Annotated in this window: 20 protein-coding genes; 10 read left to right on the top strand and 10 right to left on the bottom strand. The window is 54.7% G+C overall.

The annotated features are described in order from the left end of the window. Positions 1 to 30: 30 nt before the first annotated feature. Together USG84_RS05465 and USG84_RS05470 are read left to right on the top strand one after the other, a co-directional pair. The gene (locus USG84_RS05465; protein ID WP_151413734.1) at positions 31 to 1,482 is read left to right on the top strand and encodes a tagaturonate reductase; all 1,452 of its coding nucleotides are present in this window, start codon (positions 31 to 33) and stop codon (positions 1,480 to 1,482) included. Positions 1,483 to 1,682: 200 nt separating this feature from the next. Further along, positions 1,683 to 2,597: a bestrophin family protein gene (locus tag USG84_RS05470; protein WP_151413733.1), complete on the top strand. Its 915-nt coding sequence runs from the start codon at positions 1,683 to 1,685 to the stop codon at positions 2,595 to 2,597. On the opposite strand, the gene USG84_RS05475 is transcribed toward USG84_RS05470, so the two are convergent. After that, entirely contained in the window at positions 2,585 to 3,133 is a 549-nt protein-coding gene (locus USG84_RS05475; protein WP_151413732.1) for a GNAT family N-acetyltransferase, read from the bottom strand. The two genes, USG84_RS05470 and USG84_RS05475, sit on opposite strands and share 13 nt — an antisense overlap. Positions 3,134 to 3,277: 144 nt before the next feature. On the opposite strand from USG84_RS05475, the gene USG84_RS05480 reads away from it, so the two are divergent. The 6 genes from USG84_RS05480 (at position 3,278) to USG84_RS05505 (ending at position 8,748) form a co-directional block, all read left to right on the top strand. After that, positions 3,278 to 3,748 carry a GNAT family N-acetyltransferase gene (locus USG84_RS05480; protein ID WP_151413731.1) on the top strand — a complete coding sequence of 157 codons (471 nt, stop codon included), beginning with the start codon at positions 3,278 to 3,280 and terminating at the stop codon, positions 3,746 to 3,748. A gap of 12 nt (positions 3,749 to 3,760) precedes the next feature. Further along, positions 3,761 to 4,201 (top strand): GNAT family N-acetyltransferase, encoded by a 441-nt coding sequence (locus USG84_RS05485; protein ID WP_151413730.1) that lies wholly within the window; start codon positions 3,761 to 3,763, stop codon positions 4,199 to 4,201. 145 nt (positions 4,202 to 4,346) lie between these two features. Beyond that, a complete protein-coding gene (locus USG84_RS05490; protein WP_320738195.1) occupies positions 4,347 to 5,342 on the top strand; it encodes an alpha/beta hydrolase in 996 nt (331 codons plus the stop codon). A gap of 44 nt (positions 5,343 to 5,386) precedes the next feature. Beyond that, positions 5,387 to 6,127, top strand: a complete 741-nt coding sequence (locus tag USG84_RS05495) for a response regulator (RefSeq protein WP_028013158.1) — start codon at positions 5,387 to 5,389, stop codon at positions 6,125 to 6,127. Then, positions 6,124 to 7,422 carry an ATP-binding protein gene (locus USG84_RS05500; protein ID WP_253542002.1) on the top strand — a complete coding sequence of 433 codons (1,299 nt, stop codon included), beginning with the start codon at positions 6,124 to 6,126 and terminating at the stop codon, positions 7,420 to 7,422. The genes USG84_RS05495 and USG84_RS05500 overlap by 4 nt, the downstream gene beginning before the upstream one ends. Before the next feature lie 135 nt (positions 7,423 to 7,557). After that, complete coding sequence (locus tag USG84_RS05505) at positions 7,558 to 8,748, top strand: cytochrome c biogenesis protein/redoxin (RefSeq protein WP_253542004.1); 1,191 nt, start codon at positions 7,558 to 7,560, stop codon at positions 8,746 to 8,748. Between the two features lie 6 nt (positions 8,749 to 8,754). Here USG84_RS05505 and tam read toward each other — a convergent pair whose 3' ends face one another. Together tam and USG84_RS05515 are read right to left on the bottom strand one after the other, a co-directional pair. Beyond that, positions 8,755 to 9,513 (bottom strand): trans-aconitate 2-methyltransferase, encoded by a 759-nt coding sequence (tam, locus tag USG84_RS05510; RefSeq protein WP_151413729.1) that lies wholly within the window; start codon positions 9,511 to 9,513, stop codon positions 8,755 to 8,757. Positions 9,514 to 9,596: 83 nt separating this feature from the next. Continuing rightward, a complete protein-coding gene (locus USG84_RS05515; RefSeq protein ID WP_061098202.1) occupies positions 9,597 to 10,181 on the bottom strand; it encodes an NUDIX domain-containing protein in 585 nt (194 codons plus the stop codon). An 86-nt stretch (positions 10,182 to 10,267) separates the two neighbouring features. Here USG84_RS05515 and USG84_RS05520 point away from each other — a divergent pair, with 86 nt between their 5' ends. After that, on the top strand, positions 10,268 to 11,029 hold the full coding sequence (locus USG84_RS05520) for a DeoR/GlpR family DNA-binding transcription regulator (RefSeq protein ID WP_151413759.1): 762 nt from the start codon (positions 10,268 to 10,270) through the stop codon (positions 11,027 to 11,029). Positions 11,030 to 11,060: 31 nt separating this feature from the next. Here USG84_RS05520 and USG84_RS05525 read toward each other — a convergent pair whose 3' ends face one another. The 4 genes from USG84_RS05525 to USG84_RS05540 all read right to left on the bottom strand — a co-directional run bounded on the left by USG84_RS05525 (position 11,061) and on the right by USG84_RS05540 (position 12,947). Then, positions 11,061 to 11,423 (bottom strand): DUF4406 domain-containing protein, encoded by a 363-nt coding sequence (locus USG84_RS05525; protein WP_151413728.1) that lies wholly within the window; start codon positions 11,421 to 11,423, stop codon positions 11,061 to 11,063. A 117-nt stretch (positions 11,424 to 11,540) separates the two neighbouring features. Continuing rightward, entirely contained in the window at positions 11,541 to 11,912 is a 372-nt protein-coding gene (locus USG84_RS05530) for a VOC family protein (protein WP_320738196.1), read from the bottom strand. 99 nt (positions 11,913 to 12,011) lie between these two features. Continuing rightward, complete coding sequence (locus USG84_RS05535; protein ID WP_151413727.1) at positions 12,012 to 12,455, bottom strand: PACE efflux transporter; 444 nt, start codon at positions 12,453 to 12,455, stop codon at positions 12,012 to 12,014. 327 nt (positions 12,456 to 12,782) lie between these two features. Then, positions 12,783 to 12,947 (bottom strand): hypothetical protein, encoded by a 165-nt coding sequence (locus tag USG84_RS05540; RefSeq protein ID WP_253542015.1) that lies wholly within the window; start codon positions 12,945 to 12,947, stop codon positions 12,783 to 12,785. A gap of 446 nt (positions 12,948 to 13,393) precedes the next feature. Here USG84_RS05540 and USG84_RS05545 point away from each other — a divergent pair, with 446 nt between their 5' ends. Further along, the gene (locus USG84_RS05545) at positions 13,394 to 13,825 is read left to right on the top strand and encodes a hypothetical protein (protein ID WP_320738197.1); all 432 of its coding nucleotides are present in this window, start codon (positions 13,394 to 13,396) and stop codon (positions 13,823 to 13,825) included. Positions 13,826 to 13,858: 33 nt separating this feature from the next. Here the strand turns inward: USG84_RS05545 and silA are convergent, their stop codons facing one another. From silA to cusF, 3 genes are read right to left on the bottom strand one after another with little or no spacing between them, the layout of a single operon-like run. After that, positions 13,859 to 16,999, bottom strand: coding sequence for a Cu(+)/Ag(+) efflux RND transporter permease subunit SilA (silA, locus tag USG84_RS05550; protein ID WP_320738235.1), 3,141 nt, complete (start codon positions 16,997 to 16,999; stop codon positions 13,859 to 13,861). Between the two features lie 10 nt (positions 17,000 to 17,009). Next, positions 17,010 to 18,260: an efflux RND transporter periplasmic adaptor subunit gene (locus USG84_RS05555; RefSeq protein WP_151413725.1), complete on the bottom strand. Its 1,251-nt coding sequence runs from the start codon at positions 18,258 to 18,260 to the stop codon at positions 17,010 to 17,012. Positions 18,261 to 18,271: 11 nt separating this feature from the next. Further along, complete coding sequence (gene cusF, locus USG84_RS05560) at positions 18,272 to 18,613, bottom strand: cation efflux system protein CusF (protein ID WP_253542022.1); 342 nt, start codon at positions 18,611 to 18,613, stop codon at positions 18,272 to 18,274. Between the last annotated feature and the right edge of the window lie 21 nt (positions 18,614 to 18,634).

Raw genomic sequence — 18,634 nt, forward strand, 5'->3', positions numbered from 1 at the left:
TGTATGACTAATCATAAAAGGAACCCTCTTGTGAACACGCTCAACCGTCGTGATTTTCCCGGTGCGCAGTATCCCGAACGCATTATTCAGTTTGGCGAAGGCAATTTCCTGCGTGCGTTTGTCGACTGGCAAATTGACCTTTTGAATGAACATACCGATCTCAACGCCGGTGTGGTTATCGTTCGTCCTATTCAGAGCGACTTCCCGCCGTCGCTGAACGCGCAGGATGGTCTCTATACCACCCTCATTCGTGGCCTGAATGAGCAGGGCGAAGAGGTGAGCGAAGCTCGACTTATCCGCTCAGTTAACCATGAAATCAGCGTCTACGACGATTACGACGCATTTCTGAAACTGGCACACAGTCCGGATATGCGCTTTGTTTTCTCGAACACCACCGAAGCCGGAATCAGCTATCACGCGGGGGATAAGTTCGACGATGCGCCTGCCGTCAGCTACCCGGCGAAGCTAACGCGCCTGCTGTTTGAGCGCTTCAGCCACTTTAGCGGCGCGCATGACAAGGGCTGGGTCATCATTCCGTGTGAACTGATTGACTACAACGGTGACGCATTGCGTGAACTCGTGCTGCGCTATGCGCAGGAGTGGGCGCTGCCTGCCGCCTTTATCCAGTGGCTGAACGAGGCAAACCACTTCTGCTCAACGCTGGTTGACCGTATCGTGACCGGTTACCCGCGCGACGAAGTGGACGAGCTTGAGGCCGAGCTGGGTTATCACGACGGGTTCCTGGACACGGCTGAACACTTCTATCTGTTTGTTATTCAGGGGCCTGAATCACTTGCCCGCGAGCTGCGTCTGAATCAGTATCCGCTTAACGTGCTGATTGTGGATGACATCAGGCCCTACAAAGAGCGCAAAGTCGCAATCCTGAACGGTGCGCACACGGCGCTGGTGCCGGTGGCGTTCCTGGCGGGGATGGATACGGTAGGCGAGGCGATGAATGATGCAGAGGTGTGCGCGTTTGTCGAGAAAGCGATTTATCAGGAAATCATTCCGGTTCTCGATCTGCCCCGCGACGAGCTGGAATCGTTCGCCAGCGCGGTAACGGGGCGTTTTCGAAACCCGTACATAAGACACCAGCTGCTTTCCATCGCGCTCAACGGCATGACCAAGTTCCGCACGCGTATTCTTCCGCAGCTGCTGGCAGGGCATAAGGCAGTGGGGCAGCTGCCTGCACGTCTGACGTTTGCGCTGGCTGCACTGATCGCGTTTTATCGCGCGGAGCGTAACGGGGAGAGCTATCCGGTGCAGGATGATGCGTTCTGGCTGGAACGGTATCAACAGCTATGGGCGCAGCATCGCGATAATCAGATCGCTACCCGCGAACTGGTGCACGCCGTGCTGAGCGCGGAGGCGCACTGGGAGCAGGATCTGACGAAGGTAGACGGTCTCGTCGACCAGGTGACGCTGGATCTTGATGCCATCCTGCTGAAGGGCATGCGCGCGGCGGTGAAGCCGCTTTGTTAATCACGTGGCCCGGCTTCGGCCGGGTTTGGAAAGGCATTATTTTAGTTACAACATACTGTTTACCTCGTTTTTAAAAACAGATGCAGCACCGTGCGGCTTTCGTTCTTCAGGTGAGAAAATGCAATGTTCCGTTAACATGCTTGCAACCGTGAGGGGGATCACGTTTAATAGCCACGCTCTTTTCTTGCCTGAAACTCACTATGATTGTTCGTCCTAAACAGCACTGGCTACAACTGATTTTTGTCTGGCACGGTTCGGTACTTCCCAAAATCTATACCCGACTGCTGCTCAACTTCCTGCTTTCTATCGCCGTTATCCTGATGCTGCCGTGGTATACCTCGCTGGGCATCAAATTTACCGTGGCGCCGTTTAGCATTCTCGGCGTGGCGATCGCCATCTTTCTGGGTTTCAGAAATAACGCCTGTTATTCACGCTACGTTGAGGCTCGCCTGCTTTGGGGGCAACTGATGATAGCGGCACGCTCGCTGTTTCGCGAGGTAAAAAACACCTTGCCGGACGATAAGCACCTGGGGGAGTTTGTCCGCCTGCAGATCGCCTTTGCCAACTGCCTGCGCATGACCCTGCGCCGGGAAATGAACGCTGAGCAGCTCTCGCGCTATCTTGCACCGGACGTTTTAGCTCAGGTAATGGGCGCCAACTCGCCGGCGAACCGTATTTTACTGGTTATGGGGGAGTGGCTGGCCGTGCGGCGGCGTAACGGGCAACTCTCAGACATCCTGTTCCACAGCCTGAACAACCGTCTGAACGATATGTCTATCGTCCTTTCCGGCTGCGAGCGCATTGCGACAACGCCGGTGCCGTTTGCCTATACGCTGATTTTGCACCGCACGGTGTATCTGTTCTGCATCATGCTGCCGTTCGCGCTGGTTGTGGATCTGCACTACATGACGCCGTTTGTCTCGGCGCTGGTCTCATACACCTTTATCTCGCTGGACACCCTGGCGGAAGAGCTGGAAGACCCGTTTGGCACAGAAGATAACGACCTTCCGCTGGACGCCATTTGCAACATGATGGAACGCGATCTGCTGCAGATGAACGACGAAGAGAACATTCCGGAAAGGCTGATGCCGGATAAGCACTATCAGCTAACCTGACGGGCGTTCCACTCGTCGCGGGTGATTTCCCACAGTTCGGAGTCCAGCATCCCGCTGACGTAGGATTTCTTTTCCGTTCTGATAAGCCGCATCCCGCTGCTGTCTGAAATACGACGGGAGCGGCTGTTCGCGGCGGCCTTCGGCGCCCGCAAAACGGATTTGTTCAGCGTATTAAACCAGTAATCCGTCGCCGCAATGCTGGCCTCACGCATATAACCCTGTCCCTGAAACTCCGGCGCCAGCCAGAATCCGCGGTTGTTATCGTCAACATCGTACAGACAAATAATCCCCATCAACGCATCCGGCACTTCACGACGGCGGATGCTCCAGATCCAGGCTATCCCTTTTGCCATATCCGGCAGCGCGACGTTGTTGACATAATTTTCCGCACCGTTATCCGGGTAGGGCCATGGCACGGAAGAGACCAAATAGCGGACGATCTCCCAGCGCGGATACAGCTTTTGAATCTGAACCGCATCTTCGGCAACCAGCGGTTTCAGCAGGAGACGTTCTGTCGTGAGGGTCGGTATCGTCATCTGCGGATCTCCGTATTTAAGCGTTATGTTTTTGTTTGCGTTCTGGTATTTTCATCTCTATCACATTCTGGTGAGGCGTGCTGTGGTTATTCACTATCAAAAATGGGCAACGTCTCTTTAATGGCGAAATATAGATGAGGTGATATGACGTTACGAACTGCTCATCCACAGGAAGCCGAAATACTCTGGAATATTCGCAATCAGGCGATTCGTCACGGCTGCAAAACCAGCTACGACGCTGACGTGATTGCACGCTGGACGCCGGATCTTATGCCCGAGCATTACCGCCGAATGGTCATTGAATATCCTTTTTACGTGATGGAAGACGAGAAGGGCGTGATTGCGGCAACCGGTTATCTGGATCTTGATACACATTGCCTGGAGGCCATATTCACCTTGCCCTCAGCCACCGGAAAAGGCATGGCGACCCGAATTATCGAGGCGCTTACAAACGAGGCGCGCAGCCGGGGGATAACCCGCCTGAGGCTCGATGCAACGCCTAACGCCCACTCCTTTTATCAGAAGCTGGGGTTTGTGACGCTGCGCGAAAACTATCATCACTCGCGTATGGCGGGGGCTGATTTACGCTGTTTTGAAATGGCAATCGACTTGTAATGAGAGGAACGCATGGCTGTGACGGTAAGACCTCTACGCGAAGACGACTATTCCCAGTGGCGACTGCTGTGGGATGGCTATACCCATTTTTATGATTGCTACCTCGAGGAGTCCGTCACCGCATCAACATGGGAAAGGGCGCTCTCAACTCATTCTTCGATGTTCTGCCGCGTGGTAGAGAAAGACGAAAAGGTCATCGGTTTCGCAATGTGTGTTCTGCACGAAGGAACCTGGTCAACCGCGCCCGTCTGCTACCTGGAAGATCTGTTTGTTGATGCTGCCGAGCGCGGCGCGGGAGCGGGTAAGGCGCTTATTGATGCCCTGATAGCGGAAGGAAAGCGCGAAGGGTGGTCAAAGCTCTACTGGGTCACCCGGGAGAACAACCCGGCACGTAAACTCTACGATCGGTACGGTGACGCAGACGATTACGTCCGCTATCGTCTCTCTCTTTAAGGTAACAGCGCCTGTGTTTGTATCACACTGTATCCGTGTTCCAGATACATACACAGGCTTGCAATAAACGCGTTTTCGCACATATCCGCTATACATTGAACTGTTGTTATAACCCCGTAAATTGTTTTCAACCGGAGATATCAACATGTTCAGCAAACTCGCTTACTCAACGCTTGCTCTCACCGTTACCCTTGGCACCGTCATGTCCTGTCAGGCCGAAGCCACCGGCACGAACTTCGCGGCCGCTTTCGATCGCCCACAGCAAATCAACGCCGGCGATCTTAACATCGGGTATGTCGACATTGGCCCGAAAGACGGCCAGCCGGTCATTTTGTTACACGGCTGGCCATACGATATTCACAGCTACGCTGAAGTCGCGCCTGCGCTGGCGGCAAAAGGCTACCGCGTGATTGTGCCTTCCCTGCGCGGCTACGGTACCACGCGTTTCCTGTCGGCAAAAACGCCGCGCAACGGCCAGCCTTCCGCGATGGCGAAAGATATCGTGAACCTGATGGACGCCCTGAATATCAAGCAGGCGGTATTTGCAGGCTATGACTGGGGTGCCCGAACGGCGGATATCGTTGCGGCACTGTGGCCAGAGCGCGTCAAGTCGCTCGTTTCGGTGAGCGGCTATCTCATCAGCAGCCAGCAGATTGGTAAACAGCCGTTGCCGCCAAAAGCGGAGCAGCAGTGGTGGTATCAGTTCTATTTCGCCACCGAGCGCGGCGCTGAGGGCTATGCCAAAAACACGCATGACTTCGCCCGTTTGATCTGGTCGCAGGCCTCGCCGGACTGGAAATTTAGCGATGCAACCTTCAACGCCAGCGCCAAATCCCTTGATAACCCGGATCACGTTGCGGTGACGCTGAGTAACTATCGCTGGCGCTTAGGGCTGGAAAAAGGCGAGCGCAAATACGACGCCTACGAGCAAAAACTGGCCACGCTGCCGAACATCACCGTTCCGACGATCACCATCGAAGGCGGAAACAACGGGGCGCCGCATCCGGCACCGCAGGCCTACGCGGGTAAATTCACCGGTAAGTATGAACACCGTACCTTCGGCGCAACCGTGGGGCACAATCCCCCTCAGGAAGATCCGCAGGATTTCGTCAAGGCAGTCGTTGACGCTGACAAACTCTGAAATGTGCTATTTTCAGTACGTTACCCTTCGGTCTGGAGATTTCGGTGGAGCATATTGATCATATCCTTGTCGTCGATGACGACAGGGATATTCGTGAACTGATTATCGACTATCTCGTTAAGTCCGGTTATCGCGCCTCTGGCGCGGCAAACGGCAAAGAGATGCGCGTCGTGCTGGACAAACAGCATATCGACCTGGTGGTGCTGGACGTTATGATGCCCGGCGATGACGGGCTTACGCTGTGTCGGCAATTACGCGTCGGGAAATATAAAGATCTGCCCATCCTGATGCTGACGGCGCGCAACGAGGAGACGGACAGGATCCTGGGTCTGGAAATGGGAGCCGACGATTACGTCGTAAAACCTTTCGTCGCGCGAGAATTGCTGGCGCGTATCAAAGCGATTTTACGCCGTTTTCGCACGATGCCGCCCAATTTACAGGTGACGGAAGCAGGGCGGCTGGTGACGTTCGGCGAATGGCAGCTCGATACCGTTGCCCGACACCTGATCGACCCGGAAGGGGTGATTGTGGCGCTCAGCGGGGCGGAGTATCGCCTGCTGCGCGTTTTCCTTGACCACCCGCAGCGGGTGCTGACCCGCGATCAGCTGCTCAACCTGACGCAGGGACGCGACGCCGAGCTGTTTGAACGCTCAATCGACCTGCTGGTTAGCCGGGTTCGCCAGCGTCTGAATGAAGATGCCCGCACGCCCGCGTATATCAAAACCGTGCGCAGCGAGGGCTATGTGTTTACCATGCCGGTCACCATCAAAGAGGCTAACGAATGACGCTCTGGCCTCGCTCGCTGCTGGCCCGCCTGCTGATCGTCGTGCTGCCCGGCCTGTTGCTGGCCAACGCCCTGAGCCTGACGCTGGTCATGATTGAGCGAATGCACAGCGCCCGAACGGTGATGCTTGGTAATCTGGAATACGATGTCGCGACCAGCGTGGCTATCTTAGACCGCTTACCGGCCAGCGAGCGCGCGGCCTGGCTGCCGCGCCTTGAACGGGGTAACTACCGCTATATTCTGGGACCGGGAGAGCCCGGCAACGCGCCGACGGACAAGCGTTCGCGGGACGCCATCCGAACCTTAAAAGCGACGCTTGCGGAACAGTACCCGCTCAGCTTTACCGCCGTTCCCGGCGCCATTTCACATATCCAGGCGCATCTCACGTTACATGATGGCGCGCCCCTGACCATCGACCTGATCCCTCGGATGCCGCCGGTCGCCAGCTGGCTGCCGGTTGTTCTTATTCTGCAGCTGCTCGTGCTGGCTGCCTGCTCCTGGATCGCCGTGCGCCAGGTGATACGGCCTTTTTCACAGTTTACCCGCGCGGTAGATTCCCTGGACCCGGCGGCCAATTCGCCAATGACGGAAAAAGGGCCGGTTGAGGTTCAGCGGGCAGCGCATGCCTTCAACGCGATGCAGGCGCGCATTCAGTCCTATCTCAGGGAGCGGGCGCAGATTCTGGCATCCATTTCGCACGATCTCCAGACCCCGATTACCCGCATGAAGCTTCGTGTTGAAATGGCTGAACAGCCTGACCTGCGCGACAAGCTCTTAAACGACCTGGATAACATGTCGCGTCTGGTGCGGGAGGGCATTGCGTATGCCCGGTCATCAGAATCGCTGGAAGAGACCTCGCTGAAGCTGGAGCTGAATGCCTGGATAAACAGCATCGCCTGCGATTATCAGGACATCGGTAAAAACGTGCAGTTTCAGGCAGGCGAAAACCGTTTGCCCATCGTCACGCGTCCGCAGGCGCTTCGTCGGGTGATGACCAACCTGCTGGATAACGCCCTGAAATTTGGCGACTACGCCACCATTAGCATTGATGACTCGGCTGCCGGAGAGGTGGTTATTCACATCATCGACGGCGGGCCGGGGATACCGGATGCCGAGCTGGAGGCGGTATTACAGCCGTTTTATCGGGTGGAAACGTCACGCAACCGCGACACCGGCGGGACAGGGCTCGGCCTGGCTATCGCTGCGCAGCTCACCGCTCAGCTGGACGGAAAGCTAAAGCTGGCGAACCGCGCAGAGGGCGGGCTGGACGTTTCGATTACTCTCCCGCGCCGTTAATTGTACGGTTCTGTATCACCCGGCATGGGCGATACAGAGCCAGACAAAACCCACGCTTTTACACATATCCTGAACACATCCGCACGATGAAATAGCCTCACTGCAGCGTCGCAGGACTTGTAATGTGAGGTGTCTATGTTTCTGATAATTGCTTTCCTGGGCGGGATGATAAGCCTGCTCAGTCCATGTACGCTCCCGGTTATTCCTCTCCTGTTCGCCGGTTTTCAGGGGCAGCGGCGACAGATTCTGGCGCTGCTCGCGGGGATGATCGTCATGTTCACCCTGGTGGCGATGGTCGTCACCGTCGCCAGCGAGTGGATAGCAGAGGCAACTATCGTCGGGCGCTGGATCGCGCTTATCGTCCTGGCCATGGCCGCGCTGGCCTTAATTTTTCCGGCCTTTGCCCAGCGTATTGCCGGGCCGGCAGTGAGCGCGGGAAATGCCCTCAACACCCGAAGCGGGCAAACGCGCGGTATAGCATCGGCTTTTCTGGCCGGGCTTGCGGTCGGGCTGCTCTGGTCTCCCTGCGCGGGACCGATTCTGGGCGCCATTTTCAGCATCAATATTGCCGGACATTCGGCCATTGCCACAGGAGCCTTGCTGGCCGCCTACGGTAGCGGCTGCGCGCTGATGCTGGGTTTGCTCGTTTTCGGAGGCCGCACGCTGATGGCGCCGCTGAGAGCAAGATCGGCGCTGATGGAAAAATTACGTCAGGGGGCAGGCGTGGTAATGTTAGCGGCCGTCGTCTTTAACGCAACAGGGATGACGTCTGTTCTGCAGGGCGCAAACGGCGTCGCGGATCGCCTTGAAACCGCGCTGCTGAATCTGGCAAAACCCGCCACCCAACCGACGAAGCTTCAGCCGGTCGTCATGACCGAGCCCAGCAGCCAGCTGCCTTCATTAAGCGGTGGAACAGGGTGGGTGAATGGTGACCCTGTCACGTCTGAGTCACTGCGCGGGAAGGTGGTTCTGATCGATTTCTGGACCTGGGACTGCATTAACTGCCAGCATACGCTTCCGCACGTGCGAGACTGGGCAACAAAATACCAGTCTCAGGGCCTGGTCGTCATAGGGGTACACACGCCTGAATATCCCTGGGAGAAACCGATCGCCTCGGTGAAAAACGCGGTCAATAAATGGCAGCTGCCGTACCGGGTTGTGACGGACAACAACTATCAGATCTGGAACGCTTTCGGCAACCAGTACTGGCCCGCGCACTACTATTTCGATGCTAAAGGCCAGCTACGCTATACCTCGTTTGGCGAAGGAAATTATGAGCAGCAGGAAAAGGTTATCCAGCAGCTGCTCAAAGAAGCCCGTTCATAGCGTCGTTCAGGGCTGACGCTGGGCAACCATAAACAGCCGGGGAAAAGCCAGCAGTATCTGTCCGTTTTCCTGGAGCGGATACTGCTCCTCCAGCAGTTCATGGTAGCGTTCCAGGAAACGTTTCTGCTCGCTCTCGTTGAGTTCCTGGAGCCACGGCCGCAAACCGGTAGCGCTGACCCAGTCAATAATGGCCTGGTGCGAACTCATTTTATGGAAATAGATCGTCCGCCAGATATCCACATCGCAGCCGGCCTCCGACAGGATATCGTAATAGGCATGCACGCCGGGCAGCGGCTCACGGCCACGGTCGGGGTAGCCTTGATCCAGCGCCACTTCGCGCATTGCCACATGCGTGGGCTCAAGCCAGTTGTCCGGCATCTGGATCGCCAGCACGCCATTGAGCGTGAGCAGTGACGCCAGGTGCGGCAGGAGATCGTAATGGTCAGGGACCCACTGTAGCGATGCGTTCGCATAGATGAGGTTCAACGGCTGGCCTGGCCTGAACTGGCGGATATCGGCCTCAACGAACTGACAGTCGGGCAGTGCGCTGCGCGCCTCTTCCAGCATGGCAGGCGAGTTATCGACGCCGACGATCTGAGCTTTAGGCCAGCGATGCTGCAACAGCGCGGTGCTGTTTCCCGGCCCGCAGCCCAAATCGGCGATGGTGGCGACGTCACTCAGGGGAATTCTGGCAAGCAGCTCGGCGGCAGGGCGCGTTCGTTCAGCACCGTATTGCAGATAAAGCGAAGGGTTCCAGTCGGCCATCTTCAGATCTCCGTTTTGCGTGTTTCAGCAAGGATAGCACAGGCCGACACCTGCGCCGGGACAGGCGTCAGGCGAGCGGCAGGTTACAGAATGCCTTTCAGTGCAATATGGTAGAGCAGCATGATGGTTTTTCCGTCGACGATCTTGCCCGTATCAATTCCCCGCAGTGCCTCTTCAAAGGGCATTTCAAGCACGTCGATATCTTCGCCCTCCGCTTTGATACCGCCGCCTGCGCTGGTTTTGTCCTTCGGCTGATACTCGGCAAGATAGAAGTAGAGTTTCTCCGTGACGGAGCCAGGGCTCATGTAGGCTTCAAAGATTTTCTGCACGCTCGACACGTTAAACCCGGTCTCTTCTTCCGCCTCTGCTTTAATGCGGCTTTCGGGATCCATATTATCGAGCAGGCCGGCCGCCGCCTCGATCAGATCGTCCTCATGGCCATTAATAAAGACCGGGAAGCGGAACTGGCGGGTCAGAATCACGGTTTTTTGGTCGCGGTTGTAGAGCAGGATCGTGGCGCCGTTCCCCCGGTCATAAACTTCACGCGTTTGCCGCTGCCATTCGCCATCGCGCCTTTGCAGGTCAAAGGTATATTTTTTAAGTAAATACCAGTTATCGGACAGGGTTTCACTGTCAATGATGCGCACATCTGCACGTTTTGATTGCACGTTTCGTCCTCCTTACGTAGAGTAACTATCAATAACAGCATTAACGTGCAATTTCAAGATTAAACATGCAACATCAGGAATCCATGATGCTCACCAGTCAGCGAAAACAGTTAATCCTTGAAAAGCTCGGCGCCGAAGGTCAGGTCCAGTCAAAAGCGCTCAGCGTTCTCTTCGACGTCTCTGAAGACACCATCCGACGCGATTTGCGCGAGCTGGCGGCAGAAGGGCGTTTACAGCGGGTTCATGGCGGCGCGCTGCCGTCGTCTTCCGCTATTGTGCCTTTCGCGGAACGACAGTCCGTTAAAATGGATGCCAAAAGAAAGGTGGCGCAGAAGGGGGCGCAGCTGATTTCTTCGGGCCAGGTGGTGATCGTTGACGGTGGAACGACCACCTCAGAACTGATCGCCTTCTTACCGCATGACCTGCGCATTACCGTGGTGACGCACAGTCCGAGCATTGCCCTGGGGCTTGTTAATCATCCTTCCATCGAGGTTATTCTGATCGGCGGCCGTTTGTATAAACATTCGATTGTCGCGGTCGGCGCGGCGGCCATCGAAGGTATCGAAAATATTCATGCGGATCTGTTCTTTATGGGCGTAACCGGCATCCATCCGGAAGCAGGGCTGACGACCGGAGATTTTGAAGAGGCGTGCATCAAACGTGCATTTTCCGGCAGAGCCGCCGAGACGGTTGTTCTGGCGTCGCCGGAAAAAATAAACACGGCGTCATCATTTGTGATTGGCGATGTGGCGCTGGCAAATACGATCGTGGTTGAAGGAGATACCGATCAAGGCTGGATTAATGCGGTATCGGAAAAAGGGGTGTCGGTCGTGCTGGCTACCGCGTGAGCCAGCCAGAAACTGGCTGGCGCGGGAACCGTTAAGCCTGAGGAATGCTTTCAAGCGCGGTATAAATCGTGAGGCCGTGTTTTCGCGCAACCTCTATGTCCATGTCCGCGCCCTGAGACGCGCCGGCAATACGATAAATTGCATCACATTTTGCGATGAGCCGGTGTGCAACGGGATACAGCATCGATTCTGCAATCTCATCGCCCACCGACGTCGAGCCCGCGGCCTTGGCCAGTGGAAGCGCCAGCCATTCACCAATTACCGGAACGTGGCCGCGCTGATAAACGGCTAATGCAGCTCGTTCAAGACGGGCAAGATTTTCATCAATGCGGGCCTGAATGCCGTCTGTACCGCTTCGATAGGGGCCAGCAATCAAAATCAACTGTTGCGTCATATCCACCTCGTTAAGTGTTTTTGCATGAAATTGCAGGTTTGTTTCTCACTTCACGGGAATGATAATCGGCAATATCGTGCAATATCAAGAATTATCAGGCGGACGGGCGAAATTAACTTATCCTTCTTCGGGGGCATGGCATACCGCTTCGATATTATGACCATCAGGCGCAATGACAAATGCGGCATAGTAATTTTTACCGTAGGAGCGCAATCCCGGTGCACCATTATCGCGTCCGCCTGCGCGCAGCGCGGCATGGTAAAAGTCATTAACCTGCTGGCGTGTCGTGGCCACAAAGGCCAGATGAAGCGGAGCGGGCTTATCATTCGACTGAAAAAGGCAAAGAGATACATCGCCTGAACTCATTTCGACGCCATAGTCAGGAGAGCCTTCATCGACGAGTTCGATACCGAGCGGTTGAAGCGACATGAGGAAGAAGGTTTTACTTTTCTCATAATCGCTGACGCCGAATTTCACATGATCAAACATGATGGACTCCTCAAAAGTAATGGTGAAATGAGAAGTATAGAAAAAGAGTGGAGTCCAATACGATCAAGGGGTTGTGAATGTGACCGATATCAAGACTCGCTACACAGCAGACCGTTTACTCCCAATGAATGTCCAACGCAGGTGATCATAGAGCCAGTTAAAGAGCATCGTGTATGGCAGGAAAAACAGCACAAGGCCAATCTCGACAAAAAATGCCTCCGCGATCGTTAAATTCAGCATGAACATGGCCACAGGGATTAAGGAAACGATAAGGCCCGTTTCAAACCCAACCGCATGGATGGCGCGAACGAGGAACGTTCGTTGAAACTGATGTTTTTTCTGCAGGGAGTCAAAGAGCTTATTGAAGATAAAATTCCAGACCGTTGCGGTAAGTGCGGATATCACGGACAACGAACCGGACTGGAGTACCGAGACGTTCATCAGCCATGCAAGAGACAGAGCGATGATAACGTTGGCCGTCACTTCAAAAATGACAGCGTGGAAAATCCTTTCTTTGAAGCTTTTATCGAGTTCAATTTCCATAAGTCTACAGCAGCGGTGGTCAAAGCCTGGAGTATATCAAACGTCTTTTAACCTTGTATAAACGTAGACGTTGAGGGTGCGGATATCGTGATAGCGTTGACATTTGAACAGGCGAATTTTCAGGCTATCAATGACCAGAGCAATCATGGCCGTAGAAAGGCAGAATTTTCCGAACCTTACTTTAGTGCGCATAATGTATATTATGTTAAATGTCATCTAATAGTTAATCACGAGCCGATACATCAATCTGTTACTAATTCTGACCTCCCTCACGCTTCTCGTCTTTCACTTATGTGGATCTCTTTCAGATTCACCGCTTTGACCACTCTACGCCTGTTGAAAATTGGTGATCTCAACATTCACAATACATAAGTTAAATGCAATAAATCCATAAATCATATCCTGTGCCTCAGCCACTGCTCTTACATCATAATCAGTCAATGATGTCGGAAGGCTTTTCAAACTCTGGCGACCAGTAACCTCCACTTCCATGATACGTTTCTGCCCCCAGGACGAACTGGGTACCGCAAAAGTTGCATACAAAGTGGTAATCGACGATGTCGCCCCATATCATCTTTTCAGAGCACTCACTGAAGCTGTACTGATTCCAGTCGTCCTTTGTCAGAACTTCTGACAACATCCCTTCGTTGATTGCATTTCTGGCAATACGAATTGCTTTTCGTAACTGATCGGGCGTCCGGATAACGTACTTAACACAGAGTTCACGGCAGTGCTCGCAGCTCATATGGCTGAACCTCTTTCGCATGACGGGCTGATGACGTTTATGTCATTATATTCAAATAATTAAAGCACTATATCGTCGACTAAACCACTGTAACGACCTGGCGGTAAGAATCAGCAAGGCCAATACTGCACAACTGCAACAGTTAAAAGCGGAACTGGCCGAACTGATCGGAACACCGACGGGATGCTATACCATGGGCATTCCAGCTGTTCTCAGTACCCTTGGGGTGATCGTCAATTTTGGGATACCGCAGCTGTGGTTGGGTTACAAAGTCAGCGCCGCCCTCGGGGAGCCTGAAGAAAGCGTATTTATATGGGTGGTTTTGATCGCCCTGCTGTTCTCAGGCATCAATGGCATGACGATGTTTCTGATTGGCAAAGGCCTCATGCGTGCCGTGCAGGTGCATCTTACGCTGGCAGTTGTAAGCCTTGTGTTAACGACAGTCTATCTGCTGACTGCGCTAAGCGGTGCGAGTGTTCCGGGCGTCAGTCTCATCGCGGCGTCGATAAGCATCTCTATGCTGCTGCTCAGCGGTTACTGCATCCACTCTACTTCTTTCTATAAGATGCTGCTGTTTACCCTGCACAATCGTGCCTGGCGTAAACTTTTGCACCAGGCTCGTTGAACATAAAACCCCGCCATCTCTGGCGGGGTCTGTTTATTGCTTTTTATACCTGCGTAACCAGATAAGCTTATACGCCGCCGGAATGATAAACAGCGACAGCAGCGGCGCGGTGATCATCCCGCCAATCATCGGCGCGGCGATCCGACTCATAACTTCTGACCCCGTGCCGGTTCCCCAGAGTATAGGCAGCAGACCCGCAATGATAACCGCCACCGTCATCGCCTTGGGTCGGACACGCAGAACCGCGCCATGGTACAGAGCGTCATCCAACGCTTGTGCGGTGAATGTCTCACGCCGGGATAAGGCTGGATTCGCCTCAATGGCATGCCGCAAATACATCAGCATGACGACCCCGAACTCTGCCGCCACCCCGGCCAGGGCGATAAAGCCGGTGCCGGTTGCAACAGACATATGGAAGCCCTGCCAGTACAGGAACCAGATGCCGCCGACCAGGGCAAACGGCAGACTCATCAGGATCAGTAACGCCTCATCCACGCGACGGAACGCCAGATAGAGCAGAATGAAGATGATCATCACCGTCATCGGCACCATCAGCTTCAGTTTCTTATTGGCGTGCTCCAGCAGTTCAAACTGCCCGGAGAATGAGACGCTGGTACCCGGCCTCAGCTTCAAGTTTTGGTTGATGGCCGTCTTAATGTCGTTCACCACCGACACCATATCCCTGCCCCGTGCATCAATGTAAATCCAGCTGGCAGGACGCGCATTCTCCGTTTTCAGCATGGTCGGGCCAGATACGACCTTTATATCAGCCACATCGCCCAGCGTGATCTGCTGCTTCATCGGCGTCAGAATCGGCATTTCTCTCAGCGTCTGTGGGCTGTTCCGATAGTCCTGAGGATAGCGAATGTTTATCGGGTACCGGGCAACGCCCTCTACCGTTTCCCCCACCGTCGCACCGCCGATGGCCGAGGAGACAAACAGCTGCACGTCACCCACCGTCATCCCATAGCGGGACGCTTTTTCCCGGTTGATATCAATATCAATGTAGCGCCCGCCCTCCAGACGTTCAGCCAGGGCTGACACCACGCCCGGCACGGTTTTCGCTACCGCCTCGATGCTTTGCGCCGTCGCGTCGATATCAGACAAAACGGTACCGGACACCTTGATACCTATCGGGCTTTTGATCCCGGTTGAGAGCATATCAATGCGGTTACGTATGGGCGGCACCCAAAGGTTAGCCAGGCCGGGCAAACGAACGGTTTTATGCAGCTCGTCAACGATCTTGTCCATCGTCATGCCTGGCCGCCATTGATCCTCCGGCTTAAGCTGAATGGTGGTTTCCACCATTTCGAGCGGCGCAGAATCCGTTGCCGTTTCCGCCTTGCCGGTCTTACCAAAAACTGAGGCCACCTCAGGCACGGTTTTGATTAATTTGTCCGTGGTCTGTAACAGCGCGGCCGCTTCTGCCGGGGACACGCCGGGCAGCGTGGACGGCATATACAGCAGATCCCCCTCGTTGATCTTCGGCAGAAACTCGCCGCCCACCTGGCTCAAAGGCCAGATAACCGTGAAGATGGACAAGACGGCAACGAGCAACGTTGTTTTGGGCCAGTGCAGCACCCGAACCAGAAGCGGGTGATAGGCTTTAATCAGCAGCCTGTTCAGTGGGTTACTGGTCTCGGCGGGGATTTTACCCCGGATCCAGAATCCCATCAGAATAGGGATAACAATGATGGCCAGCGCGGCTGCACCTGCCATGGAGTACGTTTTGGTAAAGGCCAGCGGGCCAAACAGCCGCCCTTCCTGCCCCTCCAGGGTGAAGATGGGAATGAACGACAAGGTAATAATCAGCAGGCTGATAAACAGCGCTGGCCCCACTTCCACGGAGGCGTTGGTGATCGTCTTCCAGCGAGTAACGTTATCAATCTGCTCTCCAGGATGCTGATGATCCCACTCTTCAAGCCGTTTGTGCGCGTTTTCAATCATCACGATGGCGGCATCCACCATCGCGCCGACGGCAATCGCAATCCCGCCCAGCGACATGATATTGGCGTTCAGCCCCTGGAAGTGCATGACGATAAAGGCAATACACAGGCCCAGCGGCAAAGAGACAATCGCCACCAGCGCGGAACGGACGTGCCAGAGGAACAGCGCGCAGACGATGGCCACCACAACAAACTCTTCAAGCAGCTTGTAGCTCAGGTTGTCGATTGCCCGGTCGATCAGCTGGCTGCGATCGTAGGTGGTCACGATCTCAACGCCTTCCGGCAGGCTGGCCTTGAGGGTCGCCAGCTTATCTTTCACCGCGGTAATAACGTCGCGCGCGTTTTTGCCCGAACGCAGAATTACCACGCCACCCGCAACTTCCCCCTGCCCGTTCAGCTCGGCAATACCGCGCCGCATTTCCGGCCCCGTCTGTACGCGGGCAACATCACGGAGGTAAATCGGTACCCCGTTCTCACCGGTTTTCAGGACAACATTATTGAAATCATCCAGCGTCTGCAGATAGCCGCTGGCGCGGACCATATACTCCGCTTCCGCCATTTCAACCGACGATCCCCCTGCTTCCTGGTTGGACGATTCAAGCGCCTGCTTAACCTCAGGCAGGCTGATGCCGAACTGGGTCAGCTTTAGCGGATCAACCTGAATCTGATACTGCTTTACCACGCCGCCCACCGACGCGACCTCGGCCACGTTCGGGATAGTTTTCAGCTCAAACTTTAGGAACCAGTCCTGCAACGAGCGCAATTCGGCGAGATCGTGTTTTCCGCTGCGATCCACCAGCGCATACTCAAATATCCAGCCCACGCCCGTGGCATCAGGGCCTATTTCAGAGCTCACCCCGGCAGGCAGTTTGCCCTGAACCTGGTTCAGATACTCCAGCACGCGCGAACGGGCCCAGTAGAGATCGGTGCCATCTTCAAAAATGACGTACACATACGAATCGCCAAACTGGGAAAAACCGCGCACGGTCTTTGCGCCGGGAACCGACAGCATGGTGGTGGTAAGCGGATAGGTGACCTGGTTTTCAACAATCTGCGGGGCCTGGCCGGGATAGCTTGTTTTGATTATCACCTGAACATCAGACAGATCGGGCAAGGCATCGACCGGGGTGTTGATGATGGTCCATGTTCCCCAGACGCTGAGAAAAAGCGCCCCCAGCATGACCAGGAAACGGTTGGCGACCGATCGCCGGATAATCCATTCAATCATCATCGTCTCCTTAATGGCCGGAATGCGCGTCGTCAGCGTTTTCAGCCTGACGCATGCGCTCCAGCGCGCCGGTAATATTGGCCTCCGAGTCAATCAGGAACAGGCCGCTGACCACCACCGACTCCCCCTCTTCCAGTCCGCTACCAATCCCCGACTGCTGCTGAGATTCATGCAGCACGTGTATTGGTTTCGGCACAAAGCGCCCGTCTTCATCAACGGTTATGACGCGCTGTTCTTTTCCGGTATCAATCACGGCCTGGGAGGGGATCAGCAGCATCTCCTGACTTTGCGTATTCATCTTCAGATACGCGTTCATGCCCGGCTTCAGCAGCTCGTCCTTGTTAGAAACCTGCAGGCGAACCTGCAGCGTGCGGGTGGTCTGGTCCACGCTCGGCAGGATGTTCCATTTTTCTACCGGGAAGGTTTTATCCGGATAAGCCGGAATCGAAACAGCAAACTGCGAGGTATCTTTCAGCAGATAAGCGATGGATTCAGGTACCGCCGCGCCGATCCATACCGGATCCATCCCCTGTATTTGCGCTACCACCTTATCTTTGGAAATATTCATGCCGGTACGCAGGTCAAAGGCCGTAATGACCCCGTCGATGGGCGCCCTGATGGTAAACCGGGTCTGGATAGTACGGCTGGCGCGCAGCCTCTGGATATCCTCGTCCGGCATACCCGCCAGCCGCAGCCGTTCAAGCACCCCTTTTATTTGCGTCGGCGTTCCGCCGGTGCCGGATAACAGCAAAAATTCACTCTGCGCCTCGACCCAGTCCGGAATAGTAATATCAATCAGCGGCGTGCCTTTCTTCACGCGATCGCCGGTCGTCAATGGGTATACTTTTTCAACGAAGCCTTCCGCGCGCGCCTGCACAATAACAAACTGATAGTCGTTATAGCTGACGTTAGCCGGGATCGTCTGGGCATAATTCAGCGTTCCGCGCGTCACCTTTTGCGTTTTTAATCCCAGGTTTTGAACCTGAGCCGGATCGATACGTATACCGGCACTGGTGTTATCCTCGTTTTCATCCGCATATTTCGGCACCAGATCCATATCCATAAACGGCGATGTACCGGGCTTATCGAATTTAACGTCGGGTTTCATCGGGTCATACCAGAAAAGCACCTCTCTTTCCGACGCGTTATTTTCCGTTTTTTCAGATGAATGAAGATTCTGCCATGCCGTCACCGATATCAGCCCTCCCGCAATAAGGCTGCTGACTATCATGGCAGCATATTTTATTTTTAATGAGGCCATGCCGTATCTCGCTATTTAATGCTTTTGAGTAAAGAGATATTGCCCTGCTGAACAAATGAAAAATCAACCTGGCTGCCGGGCTTTAGTGCGTTAATACTCTCGTCAGCGTCGGTAAAGGTGAACCGCATGGTCATCGCGGGCCAGCCAATGGCCGGAATAGCGTCATGAGAAATGGTAATTTTTTTATTCGTAAGATCAACCGCTTTCACAACGCCCTTACCGTGGATAATTTGCTCGGAAGCCGCGTCACTGGCGGCGTTCATTGCGTCGTGCTGATGCACCTCAGCCTGGAGGCTGGCAGAAAACACAACCGAGATCGCACCGAATACAACGGCCTTAAGTGAATTACGCATTTTTATTTTCCTCTTTGATTA

It is taken from the genome of Enterobacter sp. 168J2 (assembly GCF_034107265.1).
In the GTDB taxonomy this organism is placed as follows: domain Bacteria; phylum Pseudomonadota; class Gammaproteobacteria; order Enterobacterales; family Enterobacteriaceae; genus Enterobacter; species Enterobacter nematophilus.

Bases quoted from the DNA above. Each gene is read 5' to 3' on its own strand.
- USG84_RS05470 (WP_151413733.1), top strand. From the start codon at position 1,683: ATGATTGTTCGTCCTAAACAGCACTGGCTACAACTGATTTTTGTCTGG.
- USG84_RS05475 (WP_151413732.1), bottom strand. From the start codon at position 3,133: ATGACGATACCGACCCTCACGACAGAACGTCTCCTGCTGAAACCGCTG.
- USG84_RS05480 (WP_151413731.1), top strand. From the start codon at position 3,278: ATGACGTTACGAACTGCTCATCCACAGGAAGCCGAAATACTCTGGAAT.
- USG84_RS05485 (WP_151413730.1), top strand. From the start codon at position 3,761: ATGGCTGTGACGGTAAGACCTCTACGCGAAGACGACTATTCCCAGTGG.
- USG84_RS05490 (WP_320738195.1), top strand. From the start codon at position 4,347: ATGTTCAGCAAACTCGCTTACTCAACGCTTGCTCTCACCGTTACCCTT.
- USG84_RS05500 (WP_253542002.1), top strand. From the start codon at position 6,124: ATGACGCTCTGGCCTCGCTCGCTGCTGGCCCGCCTGCTGATCGTCGTG.
- USG84_RS05505 (WP_253542004.1), top strand. From the start codon at position 7,558: ATGTTTCTGATAATTGCTTTCCTGGGCGGGATGATAAGCCTGCTCAGT.
- tam (WP_151413729.1), bottom strand. From the start codon at position 9,513: ATGGCCGACTGGAACCCTTCGCTTTATCTGCAATACGGTGCTGAACGA.
- USG84_RS05520 (WP_151413759.1), top strand. From the start codon at position 10,268: ATGCTCACCAGTCAGCGAAAACAGTTAATCCTTGAAAAGCTCGGCGCC.
- USG84_RS05525 (WP_151413728.1), bottom strand. From the start codon at position 11,423: ATGACGCAACAGTTGATTTTGATTGCTGGCCCCTATCGAAGCGGTACA.
- USG84_RS05530 (WP_320738196.1), bottom strand. From the start codon at position 11,912: ATGTTTGATCATGTGAAATTCGGCGTCAGCGATTATGAGAAAAGTAAA.
- USG84_RS05535 (WP_151413727.1), bottom strand. From the start codon at position 12,455: ATGGAAATTGAACTCGATAAAAGCTTCAAAGAAAGGATTTTCCACGCT.
- USG84_RS05540 (WP_253542015.1), bottom strand. From the start codon at position 12,947: ATGGAAGTGGAGGTTACTGGTCGCCAGAGTTTGAAAAGCCTTCCGACA.
- USG84_RS05545 (WP_320738197.1), top strand. From the start codon at position 13,394: ATGGGCATTCCAGCTGTTCTCAGTACCCTTGGGGTGATCGTCAATTTT.
- silA (WP_320738235.1), bottom strand. From the start codon at position 16,999: ATGATTGAATGGATTATCCGGCGATCGGTCGCCAACCGTTTCCTGGTC.
- USG84_RS05555 (WP_151413725.1), bottom strand. From the start codon at position 18,260: ATGGCCTCATTAAAAATAAAATATGCTGCCATGATAGTCAGCAGCCTT.
- cusF (WP_253542022.1), bottom strand. From the start codon at position 18,613: ATGCGTAATTCACTTAAGGCCGTTGTATTCGGTGCGATCTCGGTTGTG.